Origin of the sequence: Rhizobium sp. BK418 (assembly GCF_004341105.1) — a bacterium.
Taxonomy (GTDB): Bacteria; Pseudomonadota; Alphaproteobacteria; order Rhizobiales; family Rhizobiaceae; genus Rhizobium.
The window spans coordinates 21,544-35,633 of the sequence record NZ_SLZK01000009.1; the positions used below are offsets into that span (position 1 = coordinate 21,544).

A 14,090-nucleotide genomic window follows, 5' to 3' on the forward strand; every position below is an offset into this window, starting at 1 on the left:
TGGCGATGCAGGCTCTCTTCGATCTCTCGGGAAAAATAGCTGTCGTCACCGGCGCCAATACCGGCATCGGACAGGGGATCGCCGTTGCGCTGGCAAAAGCCGGTGCCTCGATCGTCGCCGTCGGCCGCTCGTCGATGGATGAGACGGAAGCCTTGGTCGCGAGGGCGGGGGTGGGATTCCACGTCATCCAGGCAGACCTTGGCACGATCGAACCGGTTAAGCCGATCGTTGCGGAGGTGCTGGAGCGTTTTGGAGGGCTCGACATTCTCGTCAACAATGCCGGCATCATCCGCCGCACCGATGCGATCGATTTCACCGAGGAAGACTGGGACGCGGTGATGAATGTCAACCTGAAGACAGCCTTTTTCCTGTCTCAGGCCGCTGCCCGTCATATGCTCGAAAAAGGGCGCGGCAAGATCATCAACATCGCTTCGCTGCTCTCCTTTCAGGGCGGGATCCGCATCCCCTCCTATACGGCATCGAAGAGCGGCCTTGCAGGTCTGACCCGGCTGCTTGCCTGCGAATGGGCGGGCAAGGGCGTGAACGTCAATGCCATCGCCCCCGGCTATTTCATCACCAACAACACGACCGCGCTGCGTGAGGATGCCGATCGCAATGCGAGCATCCTGGCGCGCATACCCGCCGGCCGCTGGGGCGAGCCTGGCGATATCGGCGGTGCCGCGGTGTTCCTGGCATCCGCGGCATCCGATTACGTACACGGCACCGTGCTGCCCGTCGATGGAGGCTGGCTGGCGCGCTGACGCGACGGCCGGAGGAGACATGACGCCGTCCGGTGGCACGGCGAGGTCGCGCCAGTGGAGTTGGCGTGGCCGGAATGGAGGAGGATATGCAGTACCAGTTCGATTTTTCGGCCTTGCTGCCCTATTGGAGCGATTTCCTGTCCGGCGCGCTCGTCACGCTCGAAATCACCGTCTTTTCGGTGATCATCGGTCTGGTGATCGGCGTCGCCTGCGCGGTCGCCCGCCGCTCGTCGATCGGGCCGTTGCGTACCCTGGTCAGCATCTATGTCGAGACGGTGCGCAACACGCCCTTCATTGTGCAGATCTTCTTCATCTTCTTCGGCCTGTCTTCAGTCGGCATCCGTCTGCCGATCATTGCGGCGGCTGTCTTTGCCATGGTCATCAATGTCGGTGCCTATACGGCCGAGATCGTGCGCGCCGGCATGGATTCCATTCATCCGAGCCAGATCGAGGCGGCTGAAGCGCTCGGCCTGTCGAAGCTCCAGATCTATCGCGATATCATCCTTCTGCCGGCGATCGAGCGTGTTTACCCGGCACTTTCCAGTCAGTTCATCCTGATGATGCTGTCAACCTCGATCGCTTCGCAGATCTCCGCCGAGGAGCTGACGGGCGTCGCCAACAACATCCAATCGAACACATTCCGATCGCTGGAAACCTATGTGGTCGTCGCGGTCCTCTATATCGCCATCACCTATCTGATGCGGGCAGGTTTTTACGGCCTCGGTCTCATCGCCTTCCCGCGCCGCCGCCGGCTCGGTACGTCGCTCTAGAGGTTGCCATGCTCGGTGGGTTTTCCTTCAATCACCTGATCTATCTGCTCGATGGCCTCCTCTGGACGGTAGTGCTATCCGCGCTCGCCTTCCTGTTAGGTGGTATTGCCGGCTTCTTCGTCATGCTCTGCCGTATTTCCCGCTTCCTGTGGGTCCGGCGCGCAGCGCTGATCTATATCCAGATCGTCCAGGGTACGCCGCTCCTGATCCAGATGTTCATCCTCTATTTCGGCCTCGGGGTGATCAATATCTCCGTGCCGCCGCTGGCGGCGGCCGGCCTCGGCATGATGATCTATTCGAGTTCCTATCTCGGGGAGATCTGGCGCGGTTCGGTCGAGTCCATTTCGCGCACCCAGTTCGAGGCGGCTGAATGCCTTGGCTTGACGCGCTGGCAGGCGCTGCGGGACGTGATCCTGCCGCAGGCGCTGCGGATCGCCACGCCGCCGACGGTCGGATTCCTCGTCCAGCTTGTCAAGAATACCTCGCTTGCTTCGGTCGTCGGTTTCCTGGAGCTGACGCGTGCGGCGCAGGTCATCAATAATTCCCTGTTCCAGCCCTTCCTGGTCTTCGGCATCGCTGCGCTCTTCTATTTCTGCGTCTGCTATCCGCTGTCGGTCTGGAGCCGCTCTCTCGAGAGGAAACTCAATGTCGGTCGCCGTTAAACTCACCAATGTCGTCAAGCGCTTCGGTGCGCTGGAGGTGCTGAAGGGTGTGTCCTTCGAGATCAATGCCGGCGAAGTGGTGGCGCTGATCGGCCAGTCCGGTTCCGGCAAGAGCACGGCTCTGCGCTGCATCAACCGTCTGGAGACGATCCAGGACGGTTCGATCGAAGTCTGCGGCCATCGTGTCGACGATCCGCGGCTCGATCTCAGAACCTTGCGCCGGGATATCGGCATGGTGTTCCAAAGCTACAACCTTTTCCCCCACATGACGGTCGCCGAAAACATCATGCTGGCCCTGCGTCGCGTGAAGGGCATGCGCAAGGATCAGGCCTTCGAGATCGCCAAACAGGTGCTCGCCAAGGTCGGCCTGTCGGAAAAGATCGATGCCTATCCGGAGCAACTGTCCGGCGGCCAGCAGCAGCGCGTGGCCATCGCCCGCTCGCTCGCCATGCAGCCGAAGGTGATGCTGTTCGATGAGGTGACCTCGGCTCTTGATCCGAAGCTGACTGGCGAAGTGCTGCGCGTCATGGAAGATCTTGCCCGCGGAGGCATGACGATGATCGTCGTCACCCATGAGATGGGCTTTGCCAAGCGCGCCGCCAATCGCGTCATCTACATGCACACCGGCAAGGTCTGGGAGACGGGTGGCGCCGATATCCTGAGCAACCCGCAGACGCTCGAACTCAAGGAATTCATGGCCGCAGAGCTTTAGGCCTCGCGCGAGCGGGAGGAAATTGCCTGCCTCGGATGAGCCGATGCGGGTTTTTAGAGGAGGCCCGTCGGAGAACGGGCAGAGGCAATCGAGTAGAGGAGACTTGGAATATGCCGAGCAAAATGATTTCGAAACTGACAGTTCTGGCAGGTGCTGGCCTGCTGGCGCTGACAAGCGTCGCCCATGCCGATGTTCTCGACAACATTAAGAAGGCCGGCAAGGTGCGCATCGCGGTCGCGATGGGCATTCCCGAATATTCCTTCGTGGATGAAAACCTGCAGCCGTCAGGTTCCGATATCGAGACCGCAAAGCTGATCGCCAAGGATCTCGGCGTGCAGCTCGAGCTGGTCGAGATCACCAACGCCGCCCGTGTACCCTCGGTCCAGACCGGCAAGGCCGACATGGTCGTCTCCTCGCTCGGAATTACCGAAGAGCGCAAGAAGGCAATCGACTATTCCGTCCCCTATGCGACGCTGGCCCTCGTCGTCGCGGCTCCACCGAGCGTTGAGATCAAGAACTATGCCGATCTCGATGGCAAGCGCATCGGTGTCACTCGCGCCACGACCAACGATCAGGACATCACCGCCAATGCAAAGGGCGCCAATATCGTCCGCTTCGAGGATGACGCAACGCTGATCACGTCGGTCGTCTCTGGTCAGGTCGATATTCTCTCCAGCCAGTCGGCTGTCATCAACGGCATCAACAAGAAGATGGCCGACCACCCCCTGCAGGTGAAATTCACCCAGAAGGAAACCAACCTCGGCATCGGTATCCCGAAAGGCGAAGCGAACCTGAAGACCTGGCTCGACCAGTGGGTCAAGACCAACTTCGGCAATAAGGTGCTGCGCGACATCTATCGCAAGTACCACAATGCCGAACTGCCTGACGATTTGACATCTCGTTCATAAACATGGCGAGCGGGTGCTTTTAAGCGCCCGTTTGGTCCTTTCAGCGCCGCGGTCTATTGACCGCGGCGTTTGCTTTTCGGCCAACACCGAACCAGTACAGCAGATCCACATCGCACAACGTTGACGATTTATCGATAATTTCTTAGCAATATCGAAAACGAACGGCGGAGGCGATTTTGTCGGACACTACAGCTAGTAGCTGGGATTTCTGGATCGATCGTGGCGGTACCTTCACCGATATAGTCGGGCGCGACCCGTCCGGTGTCTTGCACGCCCGCAAGGTTCTCTCCGAAAATCCGGAGGCCTACCGCGATGCCGCTGTTCACGGGATCCGTCTCCATCTCGGTTTAACCACCGGTGAGCCGATCCCGGTCGGCCTGATCGGCGAGGTGCGTATGGGCACTACCGTCGCGACCAATGCGCTGCTCGAGCGTAAGGGTGAGCGCCTGGCATTGATCACGACAAAGGGTTTCCGCGACGCTCTGCGCATCGGCTATCAGGAACGCAAGAAGATCTTTGCGACCGAGATTATTAAGCCCGAAGCGCTCTATCAGGATGTGATCGAGCTTGACGAACGCGTGCTCGCTGACGGGACTGTCGAGATAACGCTCAACGAGACCGCGGCCGAAGCGGCGCTGCGCGATCTGCGTGTCAGGGGCTATCGCGCCGTCGCCATCGTCTTCATGCACGCCTATAAATATCCGCAGCACGAGGCAGCGGCTGCGCGCATTGCTCGCGCCATTGGTTTCGAGCAGGTTTCCGTAAGCCATGAGGTTTCGCCGCTTATCAAGCTGGTCGGCCGAGGCGATACGACCGTTGTCGATGCCTATCTTTCGCCGGTGCTCGGCCGTTATGTGCGGCAAGTATCGGATGAGCTTGATGTCGCAAGAACCGGCGCACGCGTCATGTTCATGATGTCGTCAGGTGGCCTGACGGCGGCCGACCTGTTTCAGGGCAAGGACGCGATCCTGTCCGGTCCGGCGGGTGGGGTGGTCGGTCTTGCCAAGACCGGCGAACAGGCGGGTTTCGACCATGTGATCGGTTTCGACATGGGCGGTACCTCGACGGATGTTGCGCATTTCGACGGCGAATATGAGCGCGCCTTCGAAACGGAAGTCGCTGGCGTGCGCGTTCGCGCGCCGATGATGCTGATCCATACGGTGGCAGCCGGCGGCGGTTCCATCCTGCATTTTGAGAGCGGCCGCTTCCGCGTCGGGCCTGACTCTGCCGGAGCCTATCCAGGTCCAGCCTGCTATCGCAATGGCGGGCCGCTCGCGGTCACCGACGCCAATGTCATGGCGGGCAAGCTGCTGCCGGATTTCTTCCCCGCAATCTTTGGTCCGAACCAGGATCAGCCGCTCGATGTCGAGACGGTGCGGCGGAAATTTGCCGAACTGGCAGCCGAGATCGGCGATGGGCGCAGCCCGGAAGAAGTGGCTGACGGCTTCATCCGCATTGCCGTCGCCAATATGGTCGAGGCGATCAAGAAGATCTCCGTCCAGCGCGGTTATGACGTGACGCGTTATGTATTGAATTGCTTCGGTGGCGCCGGCGGCCAGCATGCCTGCCTGGTCGCCGATGCGCTCGGCATGAAAAGCATCCTGTTGCATCCGATGTCCGGGCTATTGTCGGCCTATGGCATGGGGCTTGCCGACATCCGCTCCACCCGTCAGAAGGCACTCGGCGTGTCGCTCGATCGAAAGGCTCCGGCGGCGATTACTGCGCTTGGCCTTGAGCTGCAGGGTGAATGCCTTCTAGAGCTTGTTGCGCAGGGCGTGGATGCCGCCAAGATCAAGACGGTGCTTCGTGCCCATATCCGCTATGCTGGCACTGATACCTTGCTCGCTGTCGAGGCACTGTTCCCGCAAGATGATGATGCAACACGGCTTCGAAAAGAGTTTGAGGTGCTGCATAAGCGTCGCTTCGGTTTCATCGCCGCGGATAAGCCTCTGGTCGTCGAAGCAGCCGAAGTCGAATGCATCGGCGGTGCAGCTGCTGAGATCGATGTCGATCGTGGCGAGACGGGCAGCGGTGAAGCGCCCGCCATCCGCCATACGCGCTTCCATTCACAGGGCGAGAGCCATGATGCTGCGGTCGTTCTGCGCGATCGTATCCTTCCTGGTCAGACCGTCACCGGACCGGCCATCATTATCGAGCAGAACCAGACCATCGTCGTGGAAGATGGCTGGCAGGCGAAGCTGACGGCGCGCGATCATATCGTGCTGACCCGCATCAAGGCCTCGCCGGAACGCACGGCGATCGGCACCAAGGCCGATCCCGTTATGTTGGAGATTTTCAACAACCTCTTCATGTCGATCGCCGAGCAGATGGGCGTCACGCTGCAGAACACGGCTTATTCCGTCAATATCAAGGAGCGGCTGGACTTCTCCTGCGCGGTCTTCGATGCGCGGGGCAATCTCGTTGCCAATGCGCCACATATGCCCGTGCATCTCGGTTCCATGGATGCATCTGTCGCGACCGCCATTCGCGAAAATCCGATCATCCAACCGGGTGACGTCTTCCTGATCAACGCGCCCTATAATGGCGGCACGCATCTGCCCGATCTGACCGTCTGCACGCCGGTCTTCGATGATGCCGGGACACGCATCCGCTTCTGGGTGGCGAGCCGTGGGCATCATGCCGATATCGGCGGCATCTCGCCGGGCTCGATGTCGCCGCTTGCGACACATATCGAGGAGGAAGGCGTCTATATCGACAATTTCAAGCTGCTCGATCGAGGCCATTTCCGTGAAGATGCCCTTGCCGATCTCTTGACCGGGGCGCGTTATCCGGTACGCACGCTGGCGCAGAACGTCAATGACCTGAAGGCGCAGGTTGCCGCCAACGAAAAGGGTGTGGCGGAGCTGAAGAAGATGATCGCGCTTTTCGGCGAGGACGTGGTCGATGCCTATATGGCCCATGTGCAGGACAATGCCGCCGAAAGCGTGCGACGTGTTCTCGACCGGCTGCCGGACGGGCAATTTTCCTACGAGATGGATCAGGGCTGCAAGATCGTTGTCAAGATCTCGATCGATCGGGAAAAGCGCGAAGCGACAGTCGATTTCACCGGTACTTCGCCGCAGCGGCCGGACAATTTCAACGCGCCGGCGCCCGTTACCCGCGCGGCCGTGCTTTATGTCTTCCGCGTGCTCGTTGAGGCTGATATTCCCATGAATGCGGGTTGCCTGCGGCCGATCCGCATCGTCATCCCCGATGGCACTATGCTTACTCCGGCTTATCCCGCGGCCGTCGTCGCCGGCAATGTCGAAGTCAGTCAGGCGGTCACCAATTGCCTCATCGGCGCCGTTGGCGCCATGGCCGCAGCCCAGGGTACGATGAACAACCTCACCTTCGGCAACGACAAGTATCAATATTACGAAACCATCTGCTCCGGTGCGCCGGCCGGTCCTGGCTTCAACGGGGCCGATGCTGTCCATACGCATATGACCAATTCGCGCCTCACCGATCCGGAAATTCTGGAGAGCCGTTTCCCGGTCGTGCTGGAGGATTTCCATATCCGGCCGAATTCCGGTGGTCGCGGTCAGTGGCATGCCGGCAACGGTACGCAGCGCACGATCCGCACGCTTGAGAGGCTCGAATTTGCCATCCTCTCCGGCCATCGCCGCGTCGCGCCTTTTGGGCTGAAGGGCGGCGAATCGGGTGAGATTGGCCACAATTACGTGCGCCGGAATGACGGCAGAACTGATGAATTGACCGGGGCTGCCCATACGGTGCTGGAGGCCGGCGAAGCCTTCACGGTGGTGACGCCTACTGGTGGCGGATATGGGCCGCCCAGTGGTGCCGTTCGTGATGAGGAACGCCTTGATGGCTGACGATCAGGAACAGAAGCCTGCGCGCAATCTGATCGTATCGTCCGCTCATCTGGCGCTTGGCAGCTCGCCGGCCCTCTCGGAACTCGAATACGGATCGATCCTCTTTTCCCACGCCTTCAATCGTTGGATGGTCCGTTGCATGGCGGCCGCGGGTGTGCCTAGCCTGTCGCCGGTCGAGATCCTGATCATCCACTCGGTCCGCCATCGAGACCGGCCGAAGACATTGTCCGACCTCTGCCTTGTGCTCGATATCGAAGATACACATGTTGCCAATTACGCGGTGAAGAAGCTTGAAGCGGCGGGGCTCGTCAAAACCGGAAAATCAGGCAAAGAGAAGATAATCCAGGTCACCGACAAGGGTCTGGAGGCGTTGAGGCGTTATTCGGAAATCCGTGAGCGCCTGCTCGTCGAGGCGACGAAGGTTTCCGGCCTTTCGCAGGAGGATCTTTCCAGTATCGCCGCCCATCTGCGCGCCCTCTCGGGTTATTACGAGCAGGCTGCAAGATCGGCCGCCACCCTGTGAGCGGAGCGTTGGCTTTTTTGAGCAGGCAAAGCCCCGCAGCTCCAACGGGCCGAACATAATTGCCTCGCAGTATCGGCCCTGGAGGGCGGCTAGCCTGCCTGAGGTCGACCGCGCCGGCATTATGAGCCGGCCGGTGGCGCCACCGCAGACCTGAACAGGTGGCCTGTGGCGGTGCCCTGCGCCAGCGCGCCTAGCGCCTGCCTGGGTGCGACCGTATTTCGGCGTCCACCGGCGCATTCTCCGGAGGGGGCTCCCAGCCAAAGACGCTGCGGCCATCGAAAGCGGAGGATTGTTGGAACTCGCCGGCGACGATTTCTTTGAGATCAGGGCCAGTGACGTAACGTTCCATGGAACGCGACTGATCGTCCAGCCGGCGTAGCGCCTGCAGCTCCTCCTCGCGCCCGAGCTTTCCCTTCAACACGGCCGATTTCATGACATTGATCGTCTCGTCATAGACCTTGAGCGGCACGGGGAAGGGGTGTCTGTCCTTGCCACCATGGGCAATGGAGAAGCGAGCGGGGTCGGAGAAGCGGCAAGGCGCGCCATGCACCACTTCTGCGACCAGCGCGAGCGCCTTGACCGTACGGGCGCCGACACCCGGCACGAGAAGCAGATCCTCGAAGTCGACAGGCCCGCGATCGGCGGCAGCTGCTAGATTGCCATGGAGGCGCCTCATGTTGACGTCGCTCTCGCGCACATCGTGATGCGCGGGCATAATGAGATGCGGCAGCATCGGCTGCGCGACCGGCTCCGGTGCGGGGTCCGACTTCCAGGCGAGGGCGGCAGCCTCCCGGATAATGCGATCAGGTCCAAGCGTGGCGAGAAGATCGAGCTGGCCGTTTCGAGATTTTTCCGCCCGCCTGTCGGCGAGGTTGACGATCTCGCCCTGCGAGCGGCCCTCGATTGCCGCATGCGGAGAATTGACAAAGCTTTCCAGCCCTTCCGAGAACCAGTGATAGCGCCGGGCCTGGCGCTTGTCGCCATTCATCCCCTGCTGAACGATCACCCAATGACCGTCATCGGCGACGATGAAACCATGAAGATAAAGATCAAAACCATCCTGGACGGCCGCACTATCCACCTTGGCGACAAGGCGGCTGGTCTTTGCGAGGCCGGCTCCGTCGAGGCCGGTGCGATCGCCGATCGCCATCAGCTCGTCCGGTGTCTTGCGCGATTGCGCGCCGCGTCCGCCGCAGACATGCAGGCCGAGTTCGTTCGATCGTGGCTTCAGCCCGCGCTTCAATGCGCCCAGAACGCTGGTCGTGATACCGGAAGAATGCCAGTCCATACCCATGACGGCGCCGAATGACTGAAACCAGAAGGGATGAGCGAGCCGCCGCAGAAACTCGTCTCGCCCATAGTGGTGGACGATTGCTTCGGTAATCAACGCGCCGAGTGTCGTCATCCGGTTGCCCAGCCATGGCGGCACGCGCCCTCCATGAAGGGGGAGGTCGGCGCTGCCCGCTCTGTGCGACATGCTTCCTCTTTCTGCCTGCGATCTGCTGTTGTGGATTGGATCACCCGTTAAAACAGCTATCCGTCAAAATCGGGGCGATGGCAATAAATTCCTATATGTCGGAGGCCTGCGACGGAATGAGCTATGATATCCCGGTAATTATCTTCTCCGTTGGCGAAACAAAAAACGCGATTTCAGACCTGCTCGCGGAACCGAAGCCCGGCATTTCTAATTTCTATGTGAACGGGAATGCGAGATTGCGTCATGAAGTCGCTTGTTGCGCCATCTATATATCTGGCCATGTTCGGAATCGTTCTGGTTGGTGGGCTCGGATTTGCTTCATATGGACTGCAGGAACCGGAGCCACATCATTTCGCCAATCTCGATGCGCCGCTCTGGACGACGACGCCGACGCGTGTCGATCCGAAAACGCAAAATTACGAGCGCCTTCCGCCCTTCCAAGCCGCCGCGGACGACACTTCGTCTTCAACGCATGCCAACCTGGTTGGTGTATCGGCAATTGCACCACCTGACGCTACCATGACGGGGGCGATTGAGCAGCCGAAGCAGGAATGGATGGCCGGCAGCCGTCATCTCAGCCTGTGCCGGCAGCGCTACCAGTCCTATAATGTAGCTGATAATACATACCAGCCTTTTGATGGTGGACCCCGGAAGCCGTGCGTGATCGACGAAAGAGAGCTCTCCGTCGGGCTACCTGCGACAGATCCAGGCCGCGATCCGCATATATCATGGTGCGCCGCCCGCTATAATTCCTATCGTGCTTCGGACAACACCTACCAGCCGTTCAGCGGGCCAAGACGTCAGTGCATTTCTCCCGTGATCTGAACTAGGCCATTTGATTCTTGCTGTGACAAAATTCAGTCCTTGGACGCGGCCCCTGTTTGATATCCGGGACCAAAGTCTTAGGCCAACTGGTACCTATGTCCGATCGTCTTGCAATTTCGAAACAACCGGTCAATCTCGTGCTTACTGTTTTCAGCAGGCCAGTTTGGACGAAGCTCAAGGCAAAGGACGATGGTGATCTCGAAGCGCAATTTTCTAAAGGGCTGCGGCGCGAGTGTTCTTGCCGTCGCGACGCTTATACCGTTGAAAGTCGAGGTGGCGGGTTCGTTCCCCTCGCTCGCCATCCAGGCAGCATTCGCAAAGAACGAAAACGGCAATGGTAATGGCGGCGGGAACGGAAACGGTAACGGCGGCGGAAACGGTAATGGCGGCGGAAACGGTAATGGCGGCGGCAACGGTAATGGCGGCGGAAACGGCGGCGGCAACTCCGGCGGCAATGGTAACGGACATTCGGGCGGCAACGGCAATAGCGGTGGGAACAGCCGATCCGGCTCGAACGGAACCGGTAGCACGGACAATGCGCCCTCAACATCAGGAGCAGACGCGACCGAGGATACGGACGGATCGATCGATGTCCGGCATACGAATGGAATAACCGAAACCCTTCGTGCGGGACGCTACATCATGAAGGATTCGAAAGGCCGCACGATCATCAACAGGCGTGCGACATCTGCTGACAGTATGCGGCTCACGCGCTTCCTGCGCTAGCGCTTTTCGCGCCATCTCAACGCCGCTTCCGTCCTGTTCGTGACGCCGAGCTTAGTCAGGATCTGGGTCATATGATGCTTTACGGTTTTCTCTTGCAGATCGAGACGCAGGCCGATGTGCTTGTTTGAAAGGCCTTGCGCAACGAGATCCATCACTTCGCGTTCGCGAGGGGTGAGCGTGTCCCTTTCCGATGCCTGCCCGTTCAACGAATATTCCATGGCTTTGGCCGACATCGCCGGGGAGACATAACGGGCTCCCTTGAAAACGGCGCGGATCGCTTCAGCCAGGCCGCGCGAACCAACACCCTTCAGAAGGTAACCCTTTGCTCCGCGTTGCATCGCTTCGATGAGCGTATCGACTTCCTCCGAGGCGGTGAGCATGAGGATTTTAGTGTCCGGGCTTATGGAAAGCACCTCGTCGATCACCGAGAGCCCGTCCCCTGGCATCGACACGTCGAGAAGCAGCACATCCGGACGAGCATCGGCGGCGATCATTGCGGCATCAGATGTGTTGGCGCCTTCTCCGACGACGACAAAATCGCTGACCTCGGAGAGGCTGCGGGTTACCCCCTCGCGGAACAGGGGATGGTCGTCCACGACACCGACCTTGATGGACGTCATTCTATTCCTCCACTTCCATGGGCGCGAAGGTCATGATGACAGTCGTTCCGCCTTCGCCGGTTTTTATGTTGAATTCGCCGCCAAGGCTATCGATCCGTTCTTTGAGCCCCACAAGGCCGAGGCTCGCCGGCCTCACCTGCGTCGGATCAAAGCCCTCGCCATGGTCGCTGACTTCTATGCGGACGCTGCCACCGTGTGATGTCGCCCTGACGGCCTGCTCAATGCCGCCGCCATGGCGATAGGCATTGTTGAGCGCCTCCTGAATGAAGCGGTAGATGCAGATCTTGAGAGCAGGGGCAAGCTCCGGATCGTCCTCGTCAATTGTTGTATCAACGATGGTGTTTGTTTTTTGCTGATGAGCCTCGACTACGCGTTTCACGATCTCTGTGATCGAAGCCTTCTCGATTTGCGGTAGGACCAGTCCCTTGCAGATATCGCGGATCTCTTTCATCGCCTCGGCAAGGCTCGAACGAATCCAGGCGAGTTCCTCCTCGCGCGCCTCCGGCTGGGTGGCTGCATCGATCAGCAAGTCGCTGTCGAGACGCAACGAAGCATAGGCGATGTGTTGGGCCGGGCCGTCATGCAGATCGGCGCCGATACTGCGCAAATATGTTTCGTTCAAGGCTGCGGCGCGCTGGGAGGACAATTGAAGCTTGCGTTGGAGGCCGCGATTTTCGGCGAGAAGTGCGGAGAGCTGGTCTACTCTTGCCTTTAGTGCTTCGCGCTGGACTTCGATTGTTCTGCTTCCCCGAAAGACGAGAATGGAGAGTGCGAGAAAGAAGATTGCGGTCAGCCCGGCCACGGCCAGCCAGCTCCTGAGCCGTGCCGATGCAAGACTGTCTTCCAGTCCTTCGGCCGTCTCGTAGAATTCAAGCACGGCCACAGCCTCTCCCGACCAGGGCTGCAAAACGGGATTGTAAATTTCCATGAACGGCTTGCCGAGACTGCGTTCCTCAGCGCTTTCAGGGTCGCTTGCGATCTCGTAACGTGCGACCAGCGAGCCTGCAAATGCTTGAGCGAGCTTATCATTGACCGGAAACGTCTTCCCCACCAGTTCCTTCTCATTGGAATAAAGAATTGTCCCATCACGGCGCCACAGCTTGAACGATACGAGACGGCGGCCGAGCGCGCCCTGTCCGAGTGTTTCGTCGAGCGCCAGCGCACTTGCTTCATCGAGCAGCGATTGCTTCTGCATATCCGGAAGCAGAGGGGCGACGACGCTGTCAACATAGAGTGCTGATGCAGCACCGGAATTGTGAATGACCGCATCCTGGATGAGATGGGTGACGATGAGCCCGACGACGAACATCGCGGCAAGGGAAACAAGCCCTCCCATAATGAAGAACTGAGAGGCGAGGGAGCGGGCGTTCCAGCGTATGGGCCAGTTCATTTCCAACCTTAATTGCGACGATTCATTCAAACTATCGCATCGGCTGGACTTTTCCAGTTCACTTATCCTCTTCACCGAGCCTCGATGACATCGGCGCTCGGGATGCTGGCAGTCAACTGGTCGGTATCGCCCGACATGGCCGTGCCGAAGATATAGAGCATGACGGCAAGAAAGACGACGAGAGCTAGCAGGGATGCATTCCACGCGCTGGAAATTTGCGGCATTTCGTTCCTGTCGTCCATAACCAAACTCCTCTTTCAACAGAGAGCGAACGGGCGGGAGAGACGCTGTGTTCCGGCTCTCGGACCTCAGTCTGGGCATCATCAGACCAAAGTCCGAGGTGACTCCGACTGAGGTCCGAGTGTCGGAACAGCGATGAATGCCGGTCGTTGAATTGGCAGCGGTCAAGGAGGCCGCAAAACCAAAGGAGGAAAAAATGCTCTCCAAGCTCATAGTAGGCACGGCAGTGGCCGCGTCTCTCATGTCGGGCGTGGCACTTGCCCAATCTTCGACTGTCAACGGAGCCGCCGGTGGTGCCGTGACCGGCGCAATTGTCGGCGGTCCGGTCGGCGCCGCAGTTGGTGGTGTAACCGGCGCAATTGTCGGCACGGCCATCGATCCGCCGCCGCAGAAGGTTGTGAGCTATGTTCGCGAGGCCCCGGCTCCGCAGGCCCGCGTGGTCGTCAAAGAAAAGATCGTTGTCGGTCAGCCTCTTCCGCAAACGGTTGTCGTAACACCCGTTCCCGACAATCCGAAATATGCCTATGCGGTGGTCAACGATGAACGTGTCATCGTCGAGCCGTCTTCCCGCAAGGTGATCCAGGTCCTCAACTGACCCGGTACCGGGCGCGGCAATGCCGCGTCCCATTCAATCCAAGCACAG

General features: G+C 59.6%; 14 protein-coding genes. 10 read left to right on the forward strand and 4 right to left on the reverse strand.

Going from position 1 to position 14,090, the window contains the following annotated elements; genetic code table 11:
- Window positions 1–5 precede the first annotated feature (5 nt).
- From kduD to EV281_RS27470, 7 genes are all read left to right on the forward strand, one after another.
- On the forward strand, window positions 6–761 hold the full coding sequence (gene kduD / locus EV281_RS27440; protein ID WP_132657813.1) for a 2-dehydro-3-deoxy-D-gluconate 5-dehydrogenase KduD: 756 nt from the start codon (window positions 6–8) through the stop codon (window positions 759–761).
- A gap of 86 nt (window positions 762–847) precedes the next feature.
- Complete coding sequence (locus tag EV281_RS27445; protein WP_132657617.1) at window positions 848–1,531, forward strand: amino acid ABC transporter permease; 684 nt, start codon at window positions 848–850, stop codon at window positions 1,529–1,531.
- 8 nt (window positions 1,532–1,539) lie between these two features.
- Window positions 1,540–2,193: an amino acid ABC transporter permease gene (locus EV281_RS27450; protein ID WP_132657619.1), complete on the forward strand. Its 654-nt coding sequence runs from the start codon at window positions 1,540–1,542 to the stop codon at window positions 2,191–2,193.
- Window positions 2,177–2,905: an amino acid ABC transporter ATP-binding protein gene (locus EV281_RS27455; RefSeq protein ID WP_132657621.1), complete on the forward strand. Its 729-nt coding sequence runs from the start codon at window positions 2,177–2,179 to the stop codon at window positions 2,903–2,905. Before EV281_RS27450 ends, EV281_RS27455 begins: the two co-directional genes overlap by 17 nt.
- Before the next feature lie 110 nt (window positions 2,906–3,015).
- Complete coding sequence (locus EV281_RS27460) at window positions 3,016–3,813, forward strand: transporter substrate-binding domain-containing protein (protein ID WP_132657623.1); 798 nt, start codon at window positions 3,016–3,018, stop codon at window positions 3,811–3,813.
- Between the two features lie 176 nt (window positions 3,814–3,989).
- Entirely contained in the window at window positions 3,990–7,646 is a 3,657-nt protein-coding gene (locus EV281_RS27465) for a hydantoinase B/oxoprolinase family protein (RefSeq protein WP_132657624.1), read from the forward strand.
- Window positions 7,639–8,169 carry a winged helix DNA-binding protein gene (locus EV281_RS27470; protein WP_132657625.1) on the forward strand — a complete coding sequence of 177 codons (531 nt, stop codon included), beginning with the start codon at window positions 7,639–7,641 and terminating at the stop codon, window positions 8,167–8,169. Before EV281_RS27465 ends, EV281_RS27470 begins: the two co-directional genes overlap by 8 nt.
- A 190-nt stretch (window positions 8,170–8,359) precedes the next feature.
- On the opposite strand, the gene EV281_RS27475 is transcribed toward EV281_RS27470, so the two are convergent.
- The gene (locus tag EV281_RS27475; RefSeq protein WP_132657627.1) at window positions 8,360–9,646 is read right to left on the reverse strand and encodes a DUF763 domain-containing protein; all 1,287 of its coding nucleotides are present in this window, start codon (window positions 9,644–9,646) and stop codon (window positions 8,360–8,362) included.
- A 243-nt stretch (window positions 9,647–9,889) separates the two neighbouring features.
- Here EV281_RS27475 and EV281_RS27480 point away from each other — a divergent pair, with 243 nt between their 5' ends.
- Both EV281_RS27480 and EV281_RS31300 read left to right on the forward strand, forming a co-directional pair.
- The gene (locus EV281_RS27480; RefSeq protein WP_165911969.1) at window positions 9,890–10,471 is read left to right on the forward strand and encodes a BA14K family protein; all 582 of its coding nucleotides are present in this window, start codon (window positions 9,890–9,892) and stop codon (window positions 10,469–10,471) included.
- A gap of 189 nt (window positions 10,472–10,660) precedes the next feature.
- Window positions 10,661–11,197 carry a hypothetical protein gene (locus EV281_RS31300; RefSeq protein ID WP_165911968.1) on the forward strand — a complete coding sequence of 179 codons (537 nt, stop codon included), beginning with the start codon at window positions 10,661–10,663 and terminating at the stop codon, window positions 11,195–11,197.
- Here the strand turns inward: EV281_RS31300 and EV281_RS27490 are convergent.
- The 3 genes from EV281_RS27490 to EV281_RS31305 form a co-directional block, all read right to left on the reverse strand.
- Complete coding sequence (locus EV281_RS27490) at window positions 11,194–11,817, reverse strand: response regulator transcription factor (protein ID WP_132657633.1); 624 nt, start codon at window positions 11,815–11,817, stop codon at window positions 11,194–11,196. The genes EV281_RS31300 and EV281_RS27490 overlap by 4 nt on opposite strands.
- Window position 11,818: 1 nt before the next feature.
- Window positions 11,819–13,207 carry a sensor histidine kinase gene (locus tag EV281_RS27495; protein ID WP_132657634.1) on the reverse strand — a complete coding sequence of 463 codons (1,389 nt, stop codon included), beginning with the start codon at window positions 13,205–13,207 and terminating at the stop codon, window positions 11,819–11,821.
- A gap of 71 nt (window positions 13,208–13,278) precedes the next feature.
- Window positions 13,279–13,449 carry a hypothetical protein gene (locus EV281_RS31305; RefSeq protein WP_165911970.1) on the reverse strand — a complete coding sequence of 57 codons (171 nt, stop codon included), beginning with the start codon at window positions 13,447–13,449 and terminating at the stop codon, window positions 13,279–13,281.
- 194 nt (window positions 13,450–13,643) lie between these two features.
- Between EV281_RS31305 and EV281_RS27500 the strand changes: the two genes are divergently transcribed.
- Entirely contained in the window at window positions 13,644–14,042 is a 399-nt protein-coding gene (locus tag EV281_RS27500; RefSeq protein ID WP_132657636.1) for a DUF1236 domain-containing protein, read from the forward strand.
- Window positions 14,043–14,090 lie beyond the last annotated feature (48 nt).

What these genes read in the sequence shown, in the direction of transcription:
- EV281_RS31300 (WP_165911968.1), top strand. Translation starts at nt 10,661, where the DNA reads ATGGTGATCTCGAAGCGCAATTTTCTAAAGGGCTGCGGCGCGAGTGTT.
- EV281_RS27475 (WP_132657627.1), bottom strand. Translation starts at nt 9,646, where the DNA reads ATGTCGCACAGAGCGGGCAGCGCCGACCTCCCCCTTCATGGAGGGCGC.
- EV281_RS27460 (WP_132657623.1), top strand. Translation starts at nt 3,016, where the DNA reads ATGCCGAGCAAAATGATTTCGAAACTGACAGTTCTGGCAGGTGCTGGC.
- EV281_RS31305 (WP_165911970.1), bottom strand. Translation starts at nt 13,449, where the DNA reads ATGGACGACAGGAACGAAATGCCGCAAATTTCCAGCGCGTGGAATGCA.
- EV281_RS27445 (WP_132657617.1), top strand. Translation starts at nt 848, where the DNA reads ATGCAGTACCAGTTCGATTTTTCGGCCTTGCTGCCCTATTGGAGCGAT.
- EV281_RS27455 (WP_132657621.1), top strand. Translation starts at nt 2,177, where the DNA reads ATGTCGGTCGCCGTTAAACTCACCAATGTCGTCAAGCGCTTCGGTGCG.
- EV281_RS27450 (WP_132657619.1), top strand. Translation starts at nt 1,540, where the DNA reads ATGCTCGGTGGGTTTTCCTTCAATCACCTGATCTATCTGCTCGATGGC.
- EV281_RS27495 (WP_132657634.1), bottom strand. Translation starts at nt 13,207, where the DNA reads ATGAACTGGCCCATACGCTGGAACGCCCGCTCCCTCGCCTCTCAGTTC.
- EV281_RS27480 (WP_165911969.1), top strand. Translation starts at nt 9,890, where the DNA reads ATGAAGTCGCTTGTTGCGCCATCTATATATCTGGCCATGTTCGGAATC.
- EV281_RS27500 (WP_132657636.1), top strand. Translation starts at nt 13,644, where the DNA reads ATGCTCTCCAAGCTCATAGTAGGCACGGCAGTGGCCGCGTCTCTCATG.
- kduD (WP_132657813.1), top strand. Translation starts at nt 6, where the DNA reads ATGCAGGCTCTCTTCGATCTCTCGGGAAAAATAGCTGTCGTCACCGGC.
- EV281_RS27470 (WP_132657625.1), top strand. Translation starts at nt 7,639, where the DNA reads ATGGCTGACGATCAGGAACAGAAGCCTGCGCGCAATCTGATCGTATCG.
- EV281_RS27490 (WP_132657633.1), bottom strand. Translation starts at nt 11,817, where the DNA reads ATGACGTCCATCAAGGTCGGTGTCGTGGACGACCATCCCCTGTTCCGC.